The following is a 13,935-nucleotide window of genomic DNA, read 5'->3' as shown; positions in this document are numbered from 1 at the left end:
GCCGCCTTGATCAGGCGCGCGATTTCACAACTTCGAGGGCGAGGTCTGCTCGATCGGTGACGATTCCATCGACACCGAGGTCGAGCAGGTGACGCATTCGCTGCGGTTCATTGATCGTCCAGACGTGCATCTCGAGTCCGAGAGTGTGCACGCGGTCGATCATCCGCTGAGTGGTCACACGCAACCCTAGTGCCTTCTCGGGTACTTGGATGGCAACCAGTCCACTGAGCGCGCGGCGAACGGCGGGCGAAATTCCGGTCTTGGCGCTCAGTAGCGCCAGAATGAAACGTCGAGCGGATGCCGAACTCGCCACTCCTGGCAATTGTTCGACTGTGGCGGCACGGCGGGCTTCATCGAATGAAGTCACGAGCACTCGATCGATCGCGTGGATATCGCGGATCGCGCGCGCGGCGGGAAGCACCGCGCCTTTGTTCTTGACGTCGATATTGAAGCGAGTCTCGGGAAAGGCATCGAGAGCCTCTCCCAACGAGCAGAAGCCTTGACCTTCGCCCAGATCAATTCGCCGCAACTCTGTCATCGTGAGCTGATCGACCATGATGTTCCGGCCGGCGACGCGAGTGAGACTCGGGTCGTGAGCGACCACAGCTTCACCGTCGAGGCTGACGTGAACATCCGTCTCGATGTAGTGCGCACCCACCGCGACAGCTTTCGCGAACGCAAGGAGCGTGTTCTCGGGTGCTTCCACCGCAAGCCCCCGGTGCGCGAGCACTCGGGGGCGAGCGGGGGAGAGGAACGACGAGTTGGCGCTAACGCGCGACTGGTCCTTTGCCACTAAAGAATCCTTCACCAATGCCCTTGAGCGCTTCCGTCAGTTCAGACGGGATAATCCACATCTTGTTGGAATCACCTTCTGCAATCTTAGGCAGCGTCTGGAGGTACTGGTACGCCAGCAGCTTCGGGTCGGGGTCGCCCTCATGAATCGCCGCGAAGACGGTCTTGATCGCAGCAGCTTCACCATCCGCACGCAGCACAGCAGCTTTCGCTTCACCCTCAGCCTCAAGGATCGCTGCCTGGCGCGAACCTTCCGCTTCGAGAATCGCGGCCTGCTTGGTTCCCTCGGCGGTCAAGATCTGCGCACGGCGGTCGCGCTCGGCACGCATCTGCTTTTCCATCGAATCTTGGATCGAGAGGGGCGGGTCAATGGCCTTGAGCTCGACGCGACCTACGCGAATTCCCCACTTGCCTGTTGCTTCATCGAGAACAACGCGCAGTTGCGAGTTGATGTTGTCTCGGCTCGTGAGCGCCTGCTCAAGGTTGAGGCCACCGACGACGTTTCGCAGCGTCGTGGTCGTCAACTGTTCAACGGCCCCGAGATAGTTGCCGATCTCGTAGGTCGCGGCACGGGCATCCGTTACTTGGAAGAAGACGACGGTGTCAATGGAGACGACGAGGTTGTCTTCGGTAATAACGGGCTGCGGGGGGAACGAGACGACCTGTTCACGCAGGTCGATGAGGGGCAGCATCCGGTCGATAAAAGGAACAAGGATGTTGAGGCCCGGCAGCAAGGTCTTGCGGTACTTGCCGAGGCGTTCGACGACTCCGGCACGCGCCTGCGGAACAATGCGGATTGCACGGAACAACGTGACGATCACGAAGATCGCCAGAACGACGAGCAGAATAATCACAAAGATCTGGCCTATGAAGCCAGCAGGATCAGTCACTTTTCTTCCTTTCTCGGCGATTTTGTGGTCGCACGAGGTTGAGTGGAGCCGGGTTTGGCAGATTCAAGAACGACAACGGCCATGGCACCTTCGATGGCCGTGACCGAAATTCGCTTGCCGACGGGAACCGCCGACGGTGGCGAGCTGTCTCCGATGCGGGCAGTCCAGGTTTCGCCATTGTCGAGTTTGACCTCGCCAATGCCATTGGCGAAGGGGCCCGTTACGCGACCGCCGAGATCATAGAGAGCGTCGACGTTGCTCTTTGCAGGGTCGGATCCCTTTTCAAGATTCATCAGCAAAACCGGCCTGATGGTGAAGATGAGAAGGCCAGAGATCGCTGCGGCGAGAGCGATCTGGATGTACCACGGCCAGCCGAGAAGGTTGGAGCCGAGCCCACCGATGAGAGTGCCCGCGGAGATCATGAGGAACGTGAATTCGAGAGTCATGACTTCGATCACGATGAACAACACGACGAGGGCAAGCCAGAGAATCCAGAGGTACTGGGTCAGATCAATAAGCATTGTTCCGGCGCCCTTCATCGTTGCGCGGTTCGACAAATCTTCAGTCTCGACGCTAGCACTTACCTCACTGCACAGCACGGCATTGACCGCTAAAGTCGTAGGGTGAACAGCGATAATTCGAATCCTCTGGCAGCCCACTCGCTCGATGGCGCTCGCGCGCTCATCACTGGTTCTTCGCGGGGGATTGGCGCCGATACGGCCGCCTACTTCGCCGAAGCGGGCGCCCGCGTTGCCGTGAACTACCGCAACAAAGAGGCTCGCGCCCTCAAGCTTGTCGCTCAGCTCAACGAGACTGACGGTTCGGCGATTGCCATTGGCGCCGACCTCACTGACCCCGAGACTGTTTCTGCCCTGTTCGAGACGGTGAAGACTGAGTTCGGCGGGCTCGAGATTCTGGTGCTCAATGCCTCCGGCGGCATGGAGGGTGGCATGGCTGAGGACTACGCCATGCAGCTCAACCGCGACGCTCAAGTCAATTTCTTGAAGACCATGATGCCGCTGCTCCACGAAGGTTCACGCGTTGTCTTCGTCACTAGCCACCAGGCGCACTTCATCCGCACCGTTGAGACGATGCCCGAATACGTTCCGGTCGCGCTGAGCAAGCGTGCCGGCGAGGATGCCCTGCGCGAATTGATCCCTGAGCTTGAGGCTAAGGGCATCGGCTTTGTCGTTGTCTCGGGCGACATGATTGAGGGAACGATCACCGCGACGCTGCTGCAGCGCGCCAACCCTGGAGCGATCGAGGCTCGCAAAGAGGCTGCTGGCCGCTTGTACAACGTGAGCGAGTTCGCCGCCGAGGTTGCTTCTGCTGCCGTTGAGCCTGTGCCCGAGAACAACACTCGCTACGTCGGCGACGTCTCAGACTTTCTGAACAAGTAGCGACCCGCGGATGCCGGTGAACCGAACTACCAGCCGTGTGCTGTTGTTCGACCGCGAGCAGCGCTTCTTGCTTTTTCTGACGAAAGCGCCGGATACAAGCGGTGTCGCGCGCTGGCTGACGCCGGGTGGCGGCGTGGACCCGGGGGAGTCACACCACCAAGCGGCACTACGCGAGCTTGAAGAAGAAACCGGACTTGTTATCGAGGATCTCGGTGCTCCCGTGTGGTCGCACGACTTCGTGGTGGAGTGGGATGACGCTGATCATGACACGGGTCACGCCGAGTTCTACCTCGCTCACTCAGATGCCTTCGAGCCGTCACAAGAACAATGGACAGCCGACGAACGCGTCGACGTGTTGGCGCACCGGTGGTGGACCATCGATGAGTTGGCCGCCACATCCGATCGTTATGAACCCGCCGAGCTTGTCGGCGTCATTCGAACGCACCTTCAGGAGATGAACCGATGAGTCGTCCACTACCGCACTACTCGGTGCCCGATGTCGAGTACTTGAATGAGATTGAGTTCGACACCATCACCAATGATGATGCTGTCGCGCTGGGGCTGATTGCCGTACAGGTCATTCAGGAATGGGATCTCAATCTCGCAGTCGAAATCGTTCTCCACGGTGACGTTGTCTTCAAGGCGAAGCTGAAGTCGACAAACGCAGACAACGACCCCTGGCTGGCGGGAAAAGCTGCAGTTGTGAACCATTTCGGCGAAGCGTCGCTTGTGGTCAAGCTGCGCCACCTCGCTGCCGGTACGCCGTTTGAAGATCGAACGGATGTCGACCACGACAGGTACAAGGCTCACGGTGGATCGATTCCGCTGTGGGTCGACGGCGCCATCATCGGCACAATGACCATGTCGGGGGAGCCCGACGCTATCGATCATGAAGCCGCTGCTGAGGCGCTGGCGAGGTTCGTCAGCAGCCGTAATCCGAGTTTTTAGTGTGCTGCTGCAGTGAGCACGGGTAGAACTTCACGTCTCCAAACTAGGGCTTAGTTGACAGACCCTCACGTTTGTTGCTAGCCTACCTATGCGGCTCAGGCGTGAGCCTTCGACGCCAGCGCGAGGTGAAATCACGAGTGTTTAAGTGGGGGAGCGCCATGAGCGACGTGCGCAGCGGGCTGTACATTGTTGCCGCTGCGGCCGTTATGGCGATACTGACCGGGTGCACCGGCGCCTCAGAGGCAGACGTCGAAGTGGGAGTTCACGCGCTGGACCGCACAAACACGGCCAGTGATTCCGTTATGTCAGAAACTCCCGAACTGATGGCGTTCGACACCGAGGGCGAGGTCGTCCTAGCGACGAGCACCAATGCCGGCGGCTCTATCGATGTGTCGCCATTCGCCCCCACAACAGCACGAATCGCAGTGTATTCAGATTGTGTTGGTCTTGGCCGCATGACAGTGTCGCTCGGTGACGTCGCACAGTCTTCTCACGACTGTCGCGAAAATTCAGATGACGCAGTCCACCTGGACGAGCTGGATATCGATCCCAGCGGCAGCTATTCAATCGCAGTGACGACCGACAACCAGCAGCCCTGGACCGTCACGGTCGTCGCGTTGCCGCCGTTGCAGCCCTGACCTCTGCCGCCCCTCTCGTAGACGTGTTTAGTATCCGATAATGCACATTATGTCAGCTTAGAGAGATTTCAACACTCTCCAGCGTTTAGCCGACCGTCTGGCAACGAACAAAGGATTCCGGAATGGATTTCGTTTTCACCGTCGTCGTCATCGTCATTCTGTTTTATGTGCTGCACCGAGTCGTTCGCAGCGCCGTGCGTGATGGCATCCTCTTGGCTGACGAGGAACGCCAGTCAGTCGATCACCACAAACCTGAATAAATCTCTATCAAGAACTTGGTTCGAGAACAAAGAAAGGGAGCAGGCAGCCCGATCGGCCGCCCACTCCCCTGCGCCCTCGTCAGATAACGACGAGAGGTGACCTAGTACTTGTAGGACTGCCCGCCATCGATCGGCAGAACGGTTGCGTTGACGTAGCTGGCGTCATCGCTCAGCAGGAAGGCCACAACGGCCGCGATCTCAGGTGCTTCACCAAAGCGCTTGGTCGGGTTTCCCTGAATGAACTGCTCGGCAGCGCCACGCGGGTTTTCGGCATCAAGCTGCTTCATCGAGTTTTCGACCATCGGCGTCCAGATGGCGCCTGGTGCGATCGCGTTGATACGGATGCCGTGCTCAGCATATTCAATACCCGAGTTGCGAGTGAGACCCACGACGCCATGCTTGGCTGCTGCATAGCCGGACTGGTTTCCGATCCCGCGGATGCCGCCAACGCTCGCCGTGTTCACGACCATGCCGGAACCCTGCTCGCGCATGATCTTGAGAACCTTCTCGAGGCCCAAGAACACACCGCGCAAGTTAATGGCGACGACCTTGTCGAACTCTTCTGCGGAGAAATTTTCAGTGAGGTTCTGCTTACCTTCGATGCCGGCGTTGTTGAAGAAGCCATCGATGCGACCGAAGCGTTCTACGGTTTCCGCGACGTAACGATCAACATCCGACTCTTTGGACACATCAGCGACGACAGTGAGAACTTCGGCGTCGGGCGCGGTCTCAGCGATCGCGGTGACGGAGTCGGCCAAGCCGCTTTCGGATACGTCGACGAGAGCGAGTTTGGCGCCCTCCCCCGCTAGTCGCACTGCGGCCGCCCGGCCGAGGCCTGACCCTCCGCCGGTGATGAGAACTACGCGGTCTGTGAAGCGATTCATGAATTGCCTTTCGAGTGGTTTCACCGCTCAACTGAATTCAGAGCGGCGGTAATGAGTGCGCGTGATGCTGTCCAGCGCACAACCTCAGCTCGAAAAGTCAGAAGCGTGCGTCGAACGATTGCACAAGTTTGACTATACGATTGCTGGCTGAATGTCGCCTCAGAACTATCACCGCGATTCTCCACAGCGCTCGGTTGCGGCAATGCCAGCCCATCGTGATGCGGGACGAGCCACGCGTGCCCGAATCCCCGCTCGGCTCTCCGGCTGGCCAGCCTATGTGCGTTGGGCTGGCCGACCGAAGTGGGAGTTAGAACGCCGCGTTGATATCTACGACGTCAATGACCTTCTTGTTCACGAACTCTTGAATACCAAGGTTGGTGAGCTCGTGGCCATATCCCGAATGCTTAACGCCACCGAACGGAATGTCAGCCTTCACCATCGTCGGGTGGTTCACGTACACCATCCCCGTGTCGATCTTTCTGGCTACCTTTTCACCGTTCACGGTGTCCCTCGTAAAGACCGAGCCGCCAAGACCGAACGGCGAATCGTTCGCCACCGCAATCGCCTCCGCTTCATCTTTGACCCGGATGACGATGGAAACAGGTCCGAAGAACTCTTGGTAATAAGACGGATTTTTCGAGTCGATTTCGGTGAGAATCGTTGGCTGGAAGAACGCTCCGGTTGTGGGCACCGGTGTGCCGAGGGTTTCTGCCTTCGCTCCCCCGGCAACGGCATCCTTCACCTGGTCTGCAAGCTTGTCCGCTGCTGACTGAGACGACAGCGGAGCGAGGGTCGTCGCCGCATCCATCGGGTCGCCCGCTTTCAAAGCGGATACGCCGGCGCGGAACTTCTCGAGAAACTCATCGAACACATCGTCGACCACGATCATTCGCTTGGCTGAAACGCACACCTGACCGGCATTCCAGTGGCGGCCGAATACGGCCCACTCGACTGTTTTGTCCATATCGGCGTCCTTGAGGACGACGAACGCATCGGAACCGCCCAGTTCGAGAGTGCTTTTCTTCACCGCTTTCGCTGCGTAGGCCGCAATAATCGACCCCGCTTCCTCACTTCCGGTCAATGCAACACCGCGCACGCGCGGATCGTCAATGACGTGCTGAGTGAGGTCATGAGGCAGGTAGAGGTTCTTGAATCCGCCCGCGGGAAGCCCCGCACGCGCAAACAGATCATCGAAGATTGCCGCGGACTGCGGAACATTGCTTGCGTGCTTCAGGAGGATGGTGTTGCCCGCGACCAACTGCGGCGCGGCCACACGAACCACCTGGTAGTAGGGGAAGTTCCAAGGCTCAACCGTCAGGAGAACACCGAGCGGCTGGCTAACGATCTCGACGTTGCCCTCTGCGGCGTATTCCACGGGAACCTTCTCGGTTTCCAGCAGCGACTCGCCACGCTCTGCGTAGTACTCGAGGATGTCGGCCGATAGGTCAACTTCGGCCTCAGCCTCGGCGATCACCTTTCCCATTTCCAGAGTGAGCAGCTCTGCGTAGCGACGCTTGTCGGCTCGCAGGAGCTTCGCGGCCTTGGCCAACACCGCCATCCGGGTCGCATACGAGGCTTCGCGCCACGACAAAAATGCTTCGTGCGCCGCGGTGATCGCTTCATCCACTTCACTCACCGTTGCATCGGGGAAGGTGGCGACCACTTCATTCGTATACGGGTTAATCGTTTGGTAGGCCATTCTGGCTGATCCTTTCGTTGGTTGATACTTTTCGGGAGGAAAAACTGCGGTTTACTGGGCCGCGGAAAACGATACGAGCCGGGCGAGCGCGGACGAGTCACTCAGCGTGGAAGGCTCGATCGGTGTTGGCGACACGAGCGTGGCCGCTGGCGCGACAGGAAGAAACCTTTGCGTGGCTTTCGCAGTCTCGGTGAGAGGAACGATGCGAAGCGCTGCGGCTTTAAGGGTGAAAATTGCGGTCATGGTGGTCCTCAGGCGAGAGCGAAAGATATTCGCTGCCGAGGACTAGAGCAACAAGATAAACGTTACTCCTCATGCCTGAGAGTTTCGCAAGTCTCGGGCATTTACGAGACGGAGAATTGTGCCTATGTGTGCAAAAAACTCGCCGTGCCGCCCCAGAGTTCTGAGTTGCGGATCACGGCGAGTCTCGTGTTCATGGGGCGCTGCCCCACCTGTAGTCAGGTTACGTCGGACTATTCCTTGTCCAGGTTCTGAGGACCGTCCTCCGAGTTGAGTTCGTGTTCGTCATAAACCGGAGAAACCTCGTGGAGCTCTGAACCTTCGGGCGCACCGCTCTCGGCAAAAGGAACGACTGGCTCGCCCGCGACCGCATCGTTAGTGGCGACCTCATCGGCTTCAAAAGCGTCATCCGGGTACTCGAATCCGGATGGAGTGGAATCTGACTTCATGGTGCAGCCTTCCTAGGTTGAGCAATTGCGCAGGAGTACCCTCACGCGTCTGTGTCTATTGAACGCCGCAGTGGCACCTAGGGCAAGCGTGATTCTCCGCTGAGGAGTGCCCCGACCTCGCGGCGACGAATCATGACCAGCGCGAGGCCAGCGACGAGCAGCATCAACGGCAGTTGAATCGGCAACACTGACCCAGAACCGGTGAACGCGAGCGAACCCGATTCAAGTGCGGTGATCGTGATGTTCGCCCAACCGATCAAGGAGCCATCCGCTGCGGTAACTACCAAGCGGTGAACGCCTGGTGTGAGCGTCGAAGGAATAGTTGCTGAGACAGTTCCGGCGGCGGTGACCGTCGGCGATCCCAATAGAGTCGGCGTGGAGTAAATCCACGTATTCACGACATTGCCGGCATGCGCTGTGCCCACAGTGATCGTGATGGTCTCCCCCGGACTCGCGCTCGTGGGGGCAGACACCGAACCCCGGTTCGCCGCCGTGAGGGTGGCTTCAGGAACAGCTACAGGAGTAGTCGGCGTCGCTGGATCAGTCGGATCGGTCGGGTCAGTGGGGTCAGTGGGATCAGTGGGATCAGTCGGGGCCGTCGTCACCGTGCAGTCGATGGTGCCGGCCCGCAGCGCGATGCCGTCGGTGTTCGAGTCATCCGACCAAAACACCGCTTTGGAGTCGGAGACGCACTCGGACTGCGGCACGATCGCGAAGCCCTCGTTGTTGAGGTTCGGCATTCCTGTGGGGCGTTCGAAGACGGTGGCGACTTCGAAGGAACCAGCCGTGGCGCCATCCTGAGCAATCTCGAGAATGGCGCTGCGACCGTTGCAAGTGTCGTCACAGATCGCCCAGAGTGCCCCGAGAGCGGGGTCGAACTCGAGTTCCATGACGCTAGAGAAGCCACTCTCGATCGTTGCAACCCGCTGGAATGCACCCGAATTCTGGTCGAGCGCGTAAGCGTAGATCGTGCCATTGGCTTCGAGCCCCACGAAGAAGAGTCCCTCACCGTGGCCGGCGTAGGTGCTGGGATTGTAGAGCGCGCTCGTGGTCTCATCCCTGAATCCTTCAGCGACCAGGTAACTGTCGGGAACCCACGCGATGCCCTCAAGCCCCGCATTCGCTGCCACAGCGGGCAGGTCAGCGGTGAGGTTCCACTCCTGGCTGGCCGTCAATTCGGATGCAGCGCCCGCCACCCCATAGCGAAGAATTGTCGGGCGGCTCACCCCGCTGTTCGCGTTGTCACGTTCGCTCGCGATGAAAACTCCCCCGGAGGCGCCAGCCGAGGTCAGCGCGACGCCTTCGGCATCCACGTCTCCGGTACCGTCGGCGTAGTGCAGCAGCTTGCCCTCGTTCCACGAGTTCGTTACCACTGGCGCCCAGTTGGTGCCATCAAAGACAAGCTTGTACAGCGCACCGGGGCCGTTCTTTGCCGCCCAGAGCACGTCACCTGACACTGCGGCTTCAAAAGCAAGCCCGCTCATGTTGTCGCTGAACGCGTCCTTCGCGTTCGCCGTCGAAATCGTCGACGCCCCAGGCCATGTCGACGTTTCGAGTTCGCCAACGCAACTGTTGGGCGCGCCCTGTGTGACGGCCTTCGACGTCGCGAAATCGCCGGTGCCGTCGGGGCAGCGCGCGTAGGTTGTGGCGGCATGCGCCGTCCAGACGTAACTGTCGATCAGGGTCACGCCGTCAGCATCGAAGAGCCTCGCCGAGTCTCCCCCGCCGAGCCCAAAGTCGGGCTCGACGACGAGATAGTCGCCCGCAGCAATCGTCGTGCCGGCAGCGAGCGTGAAGGCGTGACTGTCGTCGCTGTCCTTGAGGATGAAGCCCGAGACATCCATTGAATCTGAACCGTTGTTCTTCAGTTCGACCCAGTCGCTCGAATCGCCGCTGGACTCGATTTCGTTGATGCGGATCGGCGCGCTGCAGTCGTTGACTGAACCCTTGGTGGAGCTTGTCGTGTCGCCAAACCCGGTGCCGCACACCCCGAGGGTTGTGGGCGAATGGCCGCTCCAACTGCGTGAATCGATTGCGGTGAAGCCGTCGGCAGCGAAAACGCGGACCGAGTCGGCCGTGCCGAGGCCGAAGCTCAACGCCGGCTGGTCAAAGACGTAGAAAGCCCCGGCCGCAAGTGATGTCCCGGCAGGGATCCGCGCGACGTGGCTATCGTCATTGTCTTGGATGACCCAGTTAGAGAGGTCAACAGGGGTGCTGCCGCTATTGAAGAGTTCGATCCAATCGGTAGCATCACCATTCGACTCGATTTCGTTGATGCGAACGCTCGGGAGCTCGGTGGCAACGCAGTCGTTGGCGGCACCCTTTGTCGTGGTGTTCGTCGTCGCAAACTCGCCGATGCCGTCTGGGCAGCGGCCGTAAGTAGTGCTCGCGTGCGTTGTCCAGCGGTAGCTATCGATCAGCGTCGTGCCGTCGGTGTCAAAGACGCGCGCGGCATCCGCACCGCCCAAGCCGAACGATGGCTCAAACGCGAAGAAGGCGCCCGGCTCGATCGTCGTCCCGCTAGGGATCGAGTCGGTGCGGCTGTCGTCGTCGTCCTTGAGAACGAGGCCCGACACATCCACCGCAAAGGCGCTGATGTTGGTGAGTTCGATCCAGTCGCTCGTATCGCCGCTCGACTCCACCTCGTTGATGCGTACCGCGGCTGCGGCCGTGATCTCGCAGGCGTTCGCTGCGCCCTTGGTGGATGCCACAGTGTCGCGGAACTCCCCCGTGCCGTCAGCGCAACGCCCATAGGTGGCAGTGGCGTGGCCATCCCACGCAAACGCGTCGATAGCCGTAATGCCGTCGGCGGCAAAGAGGCGCGCGGTGTCTGCCTTACCGAGTCCGAAGCCCTCCGGATTGGCGTCGTCGTTGACGTTGATGACGAGGTACTCGCCGGCCGCGATGCTGGAGCCGGCGGGGAACGCTAGGGCGCGCTCGTCGTTGTCGTCCTTGATGATCCAGCCCGAGACATCCACTGTGTCGGTTCCCGTGTTCACGAGCTCAACCCAGTCGAAGTCGTCGCCGTTCGATTCAATTTCGTTGATGCGCACCGACGACAACTCGGCGGCATCCGCCGACACCGTCGAAACGGTCGCGGAAGTCACTACGAGCGGCACCGCCAACGATAAAGAAATGAGGAGGGCGGCAAGGGGCCGTCTGCGCATGGGGAATGCCCTTCGAGGCTGCGGTGAGGATGCCCGGTCGGGAGAGCAGGCGTGCGCAGTCTTGGGCAACGATGTGAACCACCGGTGAACGCGAATCGACCGGAAAGTTCGCAATCAGCGACGCCGACTGGTTTCCCATGAAGCCGTCATAGAACTATCCGCTAGTATCAGCGGCGCTCGCGATCACCACCCGCGCGGCCAGATTCTTCTAGGGGCATTTGCCATGATCACTCGCTCGATAACCTCACGCACAGCACTCGCTTTGTCGCTGGGGGGAATTCTCATCCTCTCCGCGTGTGCGTCAGGCGCTGCCGACGACACGGCGACCGCTACCGCGACGCCGAGTATCGAGCCGAGCGCTGCAGCGTCTGCGATCGACATCCCGGATGCCTGGTCTGGCGTCATCGACGCCACTGCCATTCCGCTCGGAGACGACCGCACCTCCACCTCCCCCGCTGTCGACTATCTGTACTCCTGCAAGACCGACTTCAGCGGGCGCGGACCCGTGAACGGCGGACCGTGGATCGACTACGACGCTGGCACGTGGGATGCCACGACAAAGGACACCGTCGAGGGCGCCGTCTCGTGGCCACAGGCCTATTACGAGGAACAGGTCGGCCACGACACTCGCACCATCCTGACTGCCAATGTGCCGACCGAGCAAATGACCGGCACGTTCCCCATCGCCGATACCGACCCGGCAAAAGAATTCGACCGCAACCCCAACGAGATTGACGAGAAGCTTGTTGAGCTCACTCTTAGCGTCGCTCCCACCGTTGCCGCCGAGCCAAGCTGTGTTGCGATGGGGGCCGTTGGAGTGCTCAAAAATGGCGTCTACCTCTATAACGCGGTGGATGCCTCGGGCGGGGATGCGGTCGCCCACGAAACCCAAGACCTGTGTGACGGGCATCCGGATGGCGGCGATTACTACCACTACCACGACGTACCGTCGTGTCTCTTGGATGCCGCCCCTGAGACCGGATCGACCCTCGTCGGCTACGCCCTTGACGGTTTCGGCATCTACATCGAGCGCGACTCGAACGGCAATCTCCCCACCAACGCTGACCTCGACGAATGCCACGGCCGCACCAGTACCGTGCTCTTCGACGGCGTTGAGCAAGAGATGTACCACTACAGCGCCACGATTGAGTTTCCGTTTACGGTCGGATGCTACGTCGGCGACCCTGCACCCGTGCCGTCACACGAGCACTGAGCATCGGCCGCGTACGCTGCCGAAGTTCCTCGGGAACTCCAAGCGCTGCGGATGGCGGTGACCACATCCTCTTCGCGAACCTCATGCCCCTTCGCCTCGAAGACCAGTTCACGAATGCGTGACACGATCGCCCCCGGCAACACGGATGCGCCTTCTGAAACGCGGGTGCCAGCACCCGTGCGCGAGTAGACGAGCCCGTCAGCTTCAAGCATCTTGTACGCCTTCGCAGCAGTTCCGTTTGCCACACCAAGGTCGCTCGCGACCTGTCGCACCGTGGGGAGCCGCTCGCCGCTGCCTACCTGACCCGAGACGATCATCCCTCGAAATTGCTCGTAGATTTCGTTGGCGTCGGTCACGAGCGCACCAACTCCGGAGAAGACACACGCGACCGCTTGCCCTGAATCCCTGTCACAAGCATGAGCAGTGCGGCCCCCTGCAGCACTGCGCCAGCGACAGCGATCGGCCCGGCGAAAGATGCATAGCCCAACGGTACAAAGTAATCGACGGAATCCACCGAGATCACGCTGGGATACATCGCAGTTTGACCGATAAGAAGGAGGGCGCCGCCCAACGGAAGTAAGACCGTCGCGATAAATAGTCGAAGCACGATAGAGGCGGTGCGCGTACGCTCGCGAGTCTCCGCAGTGACGGATTCGGGGCTGGCGAATGGGCGAACAGAAATGGTGCGCAAGACCCACCACACCTGAGCAGCGAGCGCCACAGCGAGAATCATCACCGGGACCGAGTAAGCCCAGCCGTAAAATGTGCTGGCTCCGTACTCATCCCAGGCAGCATCGGTGACGCCGATAGGTCGCGGCCCGCTGACCAAAGTATGCAGCCCGAATCTGTCGGTGATCGAGTGCACTCCTGCAAATAGCGAGACACTCACGAGCGCGCCGAGAGCGCTTGCCGCGCTTGCGAGCTCTTTACGACTGGCGAAACTAGTCCACCCACGCGGCTTCAATGACAACACCGGCGTCTCGACCGTCACGGACTTTCGTGCAACCCGCACCATGACTACGGCCAGCACCACGACCGCGACGATCAACGGCAGCGGATAGCGCCACCACGCATACGCCCACGGCTCGGGGCTGAAATCGACGTTCAAGTTCGGCAACAGGTAACGCTGCGCCAAGTCGAGTAGCGGAAAGAACTGGACCGCGAGATGCACAATCAATACCGCCACTGACCCTGTGACTGAGACTGAACGCATGAACGCACTGCGTCCCGGCAGGACAGTTTCGGCGGTTCGCCCTCGCCTCGCGAAAAGGAGGATGACGATTGCGATTGTCGCCAGGATGAGTGGAGACTGTAAGACGAGCAGTAGGTACGACATTGACGGCTCCTTCAACTTG

Annotated in this window: 16 protein-coding genes; 6 read left to right on the top strand and 10 right to left on the bottom strand. The window is 60.1% G+C overall.

Annotated features, from left to right (window positions below):
* Window positions 1-10: 10 nt before the first annotated feature.
* From ACWFSR_RS07055 to ACWFSR_RS07045, 3 genes are read right to left on the bottom strand one after another with little or no spacing between them, the layout of a single operon-like run.
* Window positions 11-793, bottom strand: a complete 783-nt coding sequence (locus ACWFSR_RS07055) for a glycerophosphodiester phosphodiesterase family protein (RefSeq protein ID WP_447523417.1) — start codon at window positions 791-793, stop codon at window positions 11-13.
* Window positions 768-1,682, bottom strand: a complete 915-nt coding sequence (locus ACWFSR_RS07050) for an SPFH domain-containing protein (RefSeq protein ID WP_447523416.1) — start codon at window positions 1,680-1,682, stop codon at window positions 768-770. The genes ACWFSR_RS07055 and ACWFSR_RS07050 overlap by 26 nt, the downstream gene beginning before the upstream one ends.
* A complete protein-coding gene (locus ACWFSR_RS07045; RefSeq protein WP_231603834.1) occupies window positions 1,679-2,239 on the bottom strand; it encodes an NfeD family protein in 561 nt (186 codons plus the stop codon). Before ACWFSR_RS07045 ends, ACWFSR_RS07050 begins: the two co-directional genes overlap by 4 nt.
* A gap of 66 nt (window positions 2,240-2,305) precedes the next feature.
* On the opposite strand from ACWFSR_RS07045, the gene ACWFSR_RS07040 reads away from it, so the two are divergent.
* From ACWFSR_RS07040 to ACWFSR_RS07020, 5 genes are all read left to right on the top strand, one after another.
* Window positions 2,306-3,082 carry an SDR family oxidoreductase gene (locus tag ACWFSR_RS07040; protein ID WP_197109969.1) on the top strand — a complete coding sequence of 259 codons (777 nt, stop codon included), beginning with the start codon at window positions 2,306-2,308 and terminating at the stop codon, window positions 3,080-3,082.
* A gap of 10 nt (window positions 3,083-3,092) precedes the next feature.
* Window positions 3,093-3,548, top strand: a complete 456-nt coding sequence (locus ACWFSR_RS07035; RefSeq protein ID WP_197109970.1) for an NUDIX hydrolase — start codon at window positions 3,093-3,095, stop codon at window positions 3,546-3,548.
* Window positions 3,545-4,030, top strand: coding sequence for a heme-binding protein (locus tag ACWFSR_RS07030; protein ID WP_197109971.1), 486 nt, complete (start codon window positions 3,545-3,547; stop codon window positions 4,028-4,030). The genes ACWFSR_RS07035 and ACWFSR_RS07030 overlap by 4 nt, the downstream gene beginning before the upstream one ends.
* Before the next feature lie 158 nt (window positions 4,031-4,188).
* Window positions 4,189-4,668, top strand: coding sequence for a hypothetical protein (locus tag ACWFSR_RS07025; RefSeq protein WP_447523415.1), 480 nt, complete (start codon window positions 4,189-4,191; stop codon window positions 4,666-4,668).
* A gap of 122 nt (window positions 4,669-4,790) precedes the next feature.
* Window positions 4,791-4,928: a hypothetical protein gene (locus ACWFSR_RS07020; protein ID WP_197105576.1), complete on the top strand. Its 138-nt coding sequence runs from the start codon at window positions 4,791-4,793 to the stop codon at window positions 4,926-4,928.
* 101 nt (window positions 4,929-5,029) lie between these two features.
* Here ACWFSR_RS07020 and ACWFSR_RS07015 read toward each other — a convergent pair whose 3' ends face one another.
* The 5 genes from ACWFSR_RS07015 to ACWFSR_RS06995 form a co-directional block, all read right to left on the bottom strand.
* Window positions 5,030-5,812 (bottom strand): glucose 1-dehydrogenase, encoded by a 783-nt coding sequence (locus tag ACWFSR_RS07015; RefSeq protein ID WP_197105575.1) that lies wholly within the window; start codon window positions 5,810-5,812, stop codon window positions 5,030-5,032.
* A gap of 307 nt (window positions 5,813-6,119) precedes the next feature.
* Window positions 6,120-7,511, bottom strand: coding sequence for an NAD-dependent succinate-semialdehyde dehydrogenase (locus ACWFSR_RS07010; protein WP_197105574.1), 1,392 nt, complete (start codon window positions 7,509-7,511; stop codon window positions 6,120-6,122).
* Between the two features lie 51 nt (window positions 7,512-7,562).
* The gene (locus ACWFSR_RS07005) at window positions 7,563-7,754 is read right to left on the bottom strand and encodes a hypothetical protein (RefSeq protein WP_447523414.1); all 192 of its coding nucleotides are present in this window, start codon (window positions 7,752-7,754) and stop codon (window positions 7,563-7,565) included.
* A 230-nt stretch (window positions 7,755-7,984) separates the two neighbouring features.
* The gene (locus ACWFSR_RS07000; RefSeq protein ID WP_447523413.1) at window positions 7,985-8,200 is read right to left on the bottom strand and encodes a hypothetical protein; all 216 of its coding nucleotides are present in this window, start codon (window positions 8,198-8,200) and stop codon (window positions 7,985-7,987) included.
* Window positions 8,201-8,277: 77 nt separating this feature from the next.
* On the bottom strand, window positions 8,278-11,367 hold the full coding sequence (locus ACWFSR_RS06995) for a lamin tail domain-containing protein (RefSeq protein WP_447523412.1): 3,090 nt from the start codon (window positions 11,365-11,367) through the stop codon (window positions 8,278-8,280).
* Window positions 11,368-11,590: 223 nt separating this feature from the next.
* Between ACWFSR_RS06995 and ACWFSR_RS06990 the strand changes: the two genes are divergently transcribed.
* On the top strand, window positions 11,591-12,580 hold the full coding sequence (locus tag ACWFSR_RS06990) for a YHYH protein (RefSeq protein ID WP_197105571.1): 990 nt from the start codon (window positions 11,591-11,593) through the stop codon (window positions 12,578-12,580).
* Here the strand turns inward: ACWFSR_RS06990 and ACWFSR_RS06985 are convergent.
* Together ACWFSR_RS06985 and ACWFSR_RS06980 are read right to left on the bottom strand one after the other, a co-directional pair.
* Window positions 12,538-12,936 (bottom strand): GntR family transcriptional regulator, encoded by a 399-nt coding sequence (locus ACWFSR_RS06985; RefSeq protein WP_447523411.1) that lies wholly within the window; start codon window positions 12,934-12,936, stop codon window positions 12,538-12,540. The genes ACWFSR_RS06990 and ACWFSR_RS06985 overlap by 43 nt on opposite strands.
* Complete coding sequence (locus ACWFSR_RS06980; protein ID WP_197105570.1) at window positions 12,933-13,916, bottom strand: hypothetical protein; 984 nt, start codon at window positions 13,914-13,916, stop codon at window positions 12,933-12,935. The genes ACWFSR_RS06985 and ACWFSR_RS06980 overlap by 4 nt, the downstream gene beginning before the upstream one ends.
* Window positions 13,917-13,935 lie beyond the last annotated feature (19 nt).

This window comes from Salinibacterium sp. NYA9b (genome assembly GCF_976973725.1).
Note: the sequence above shows the minus strand (reverse complement) of the source record. Positions and strands in the feature narration are given on the sequence as shown.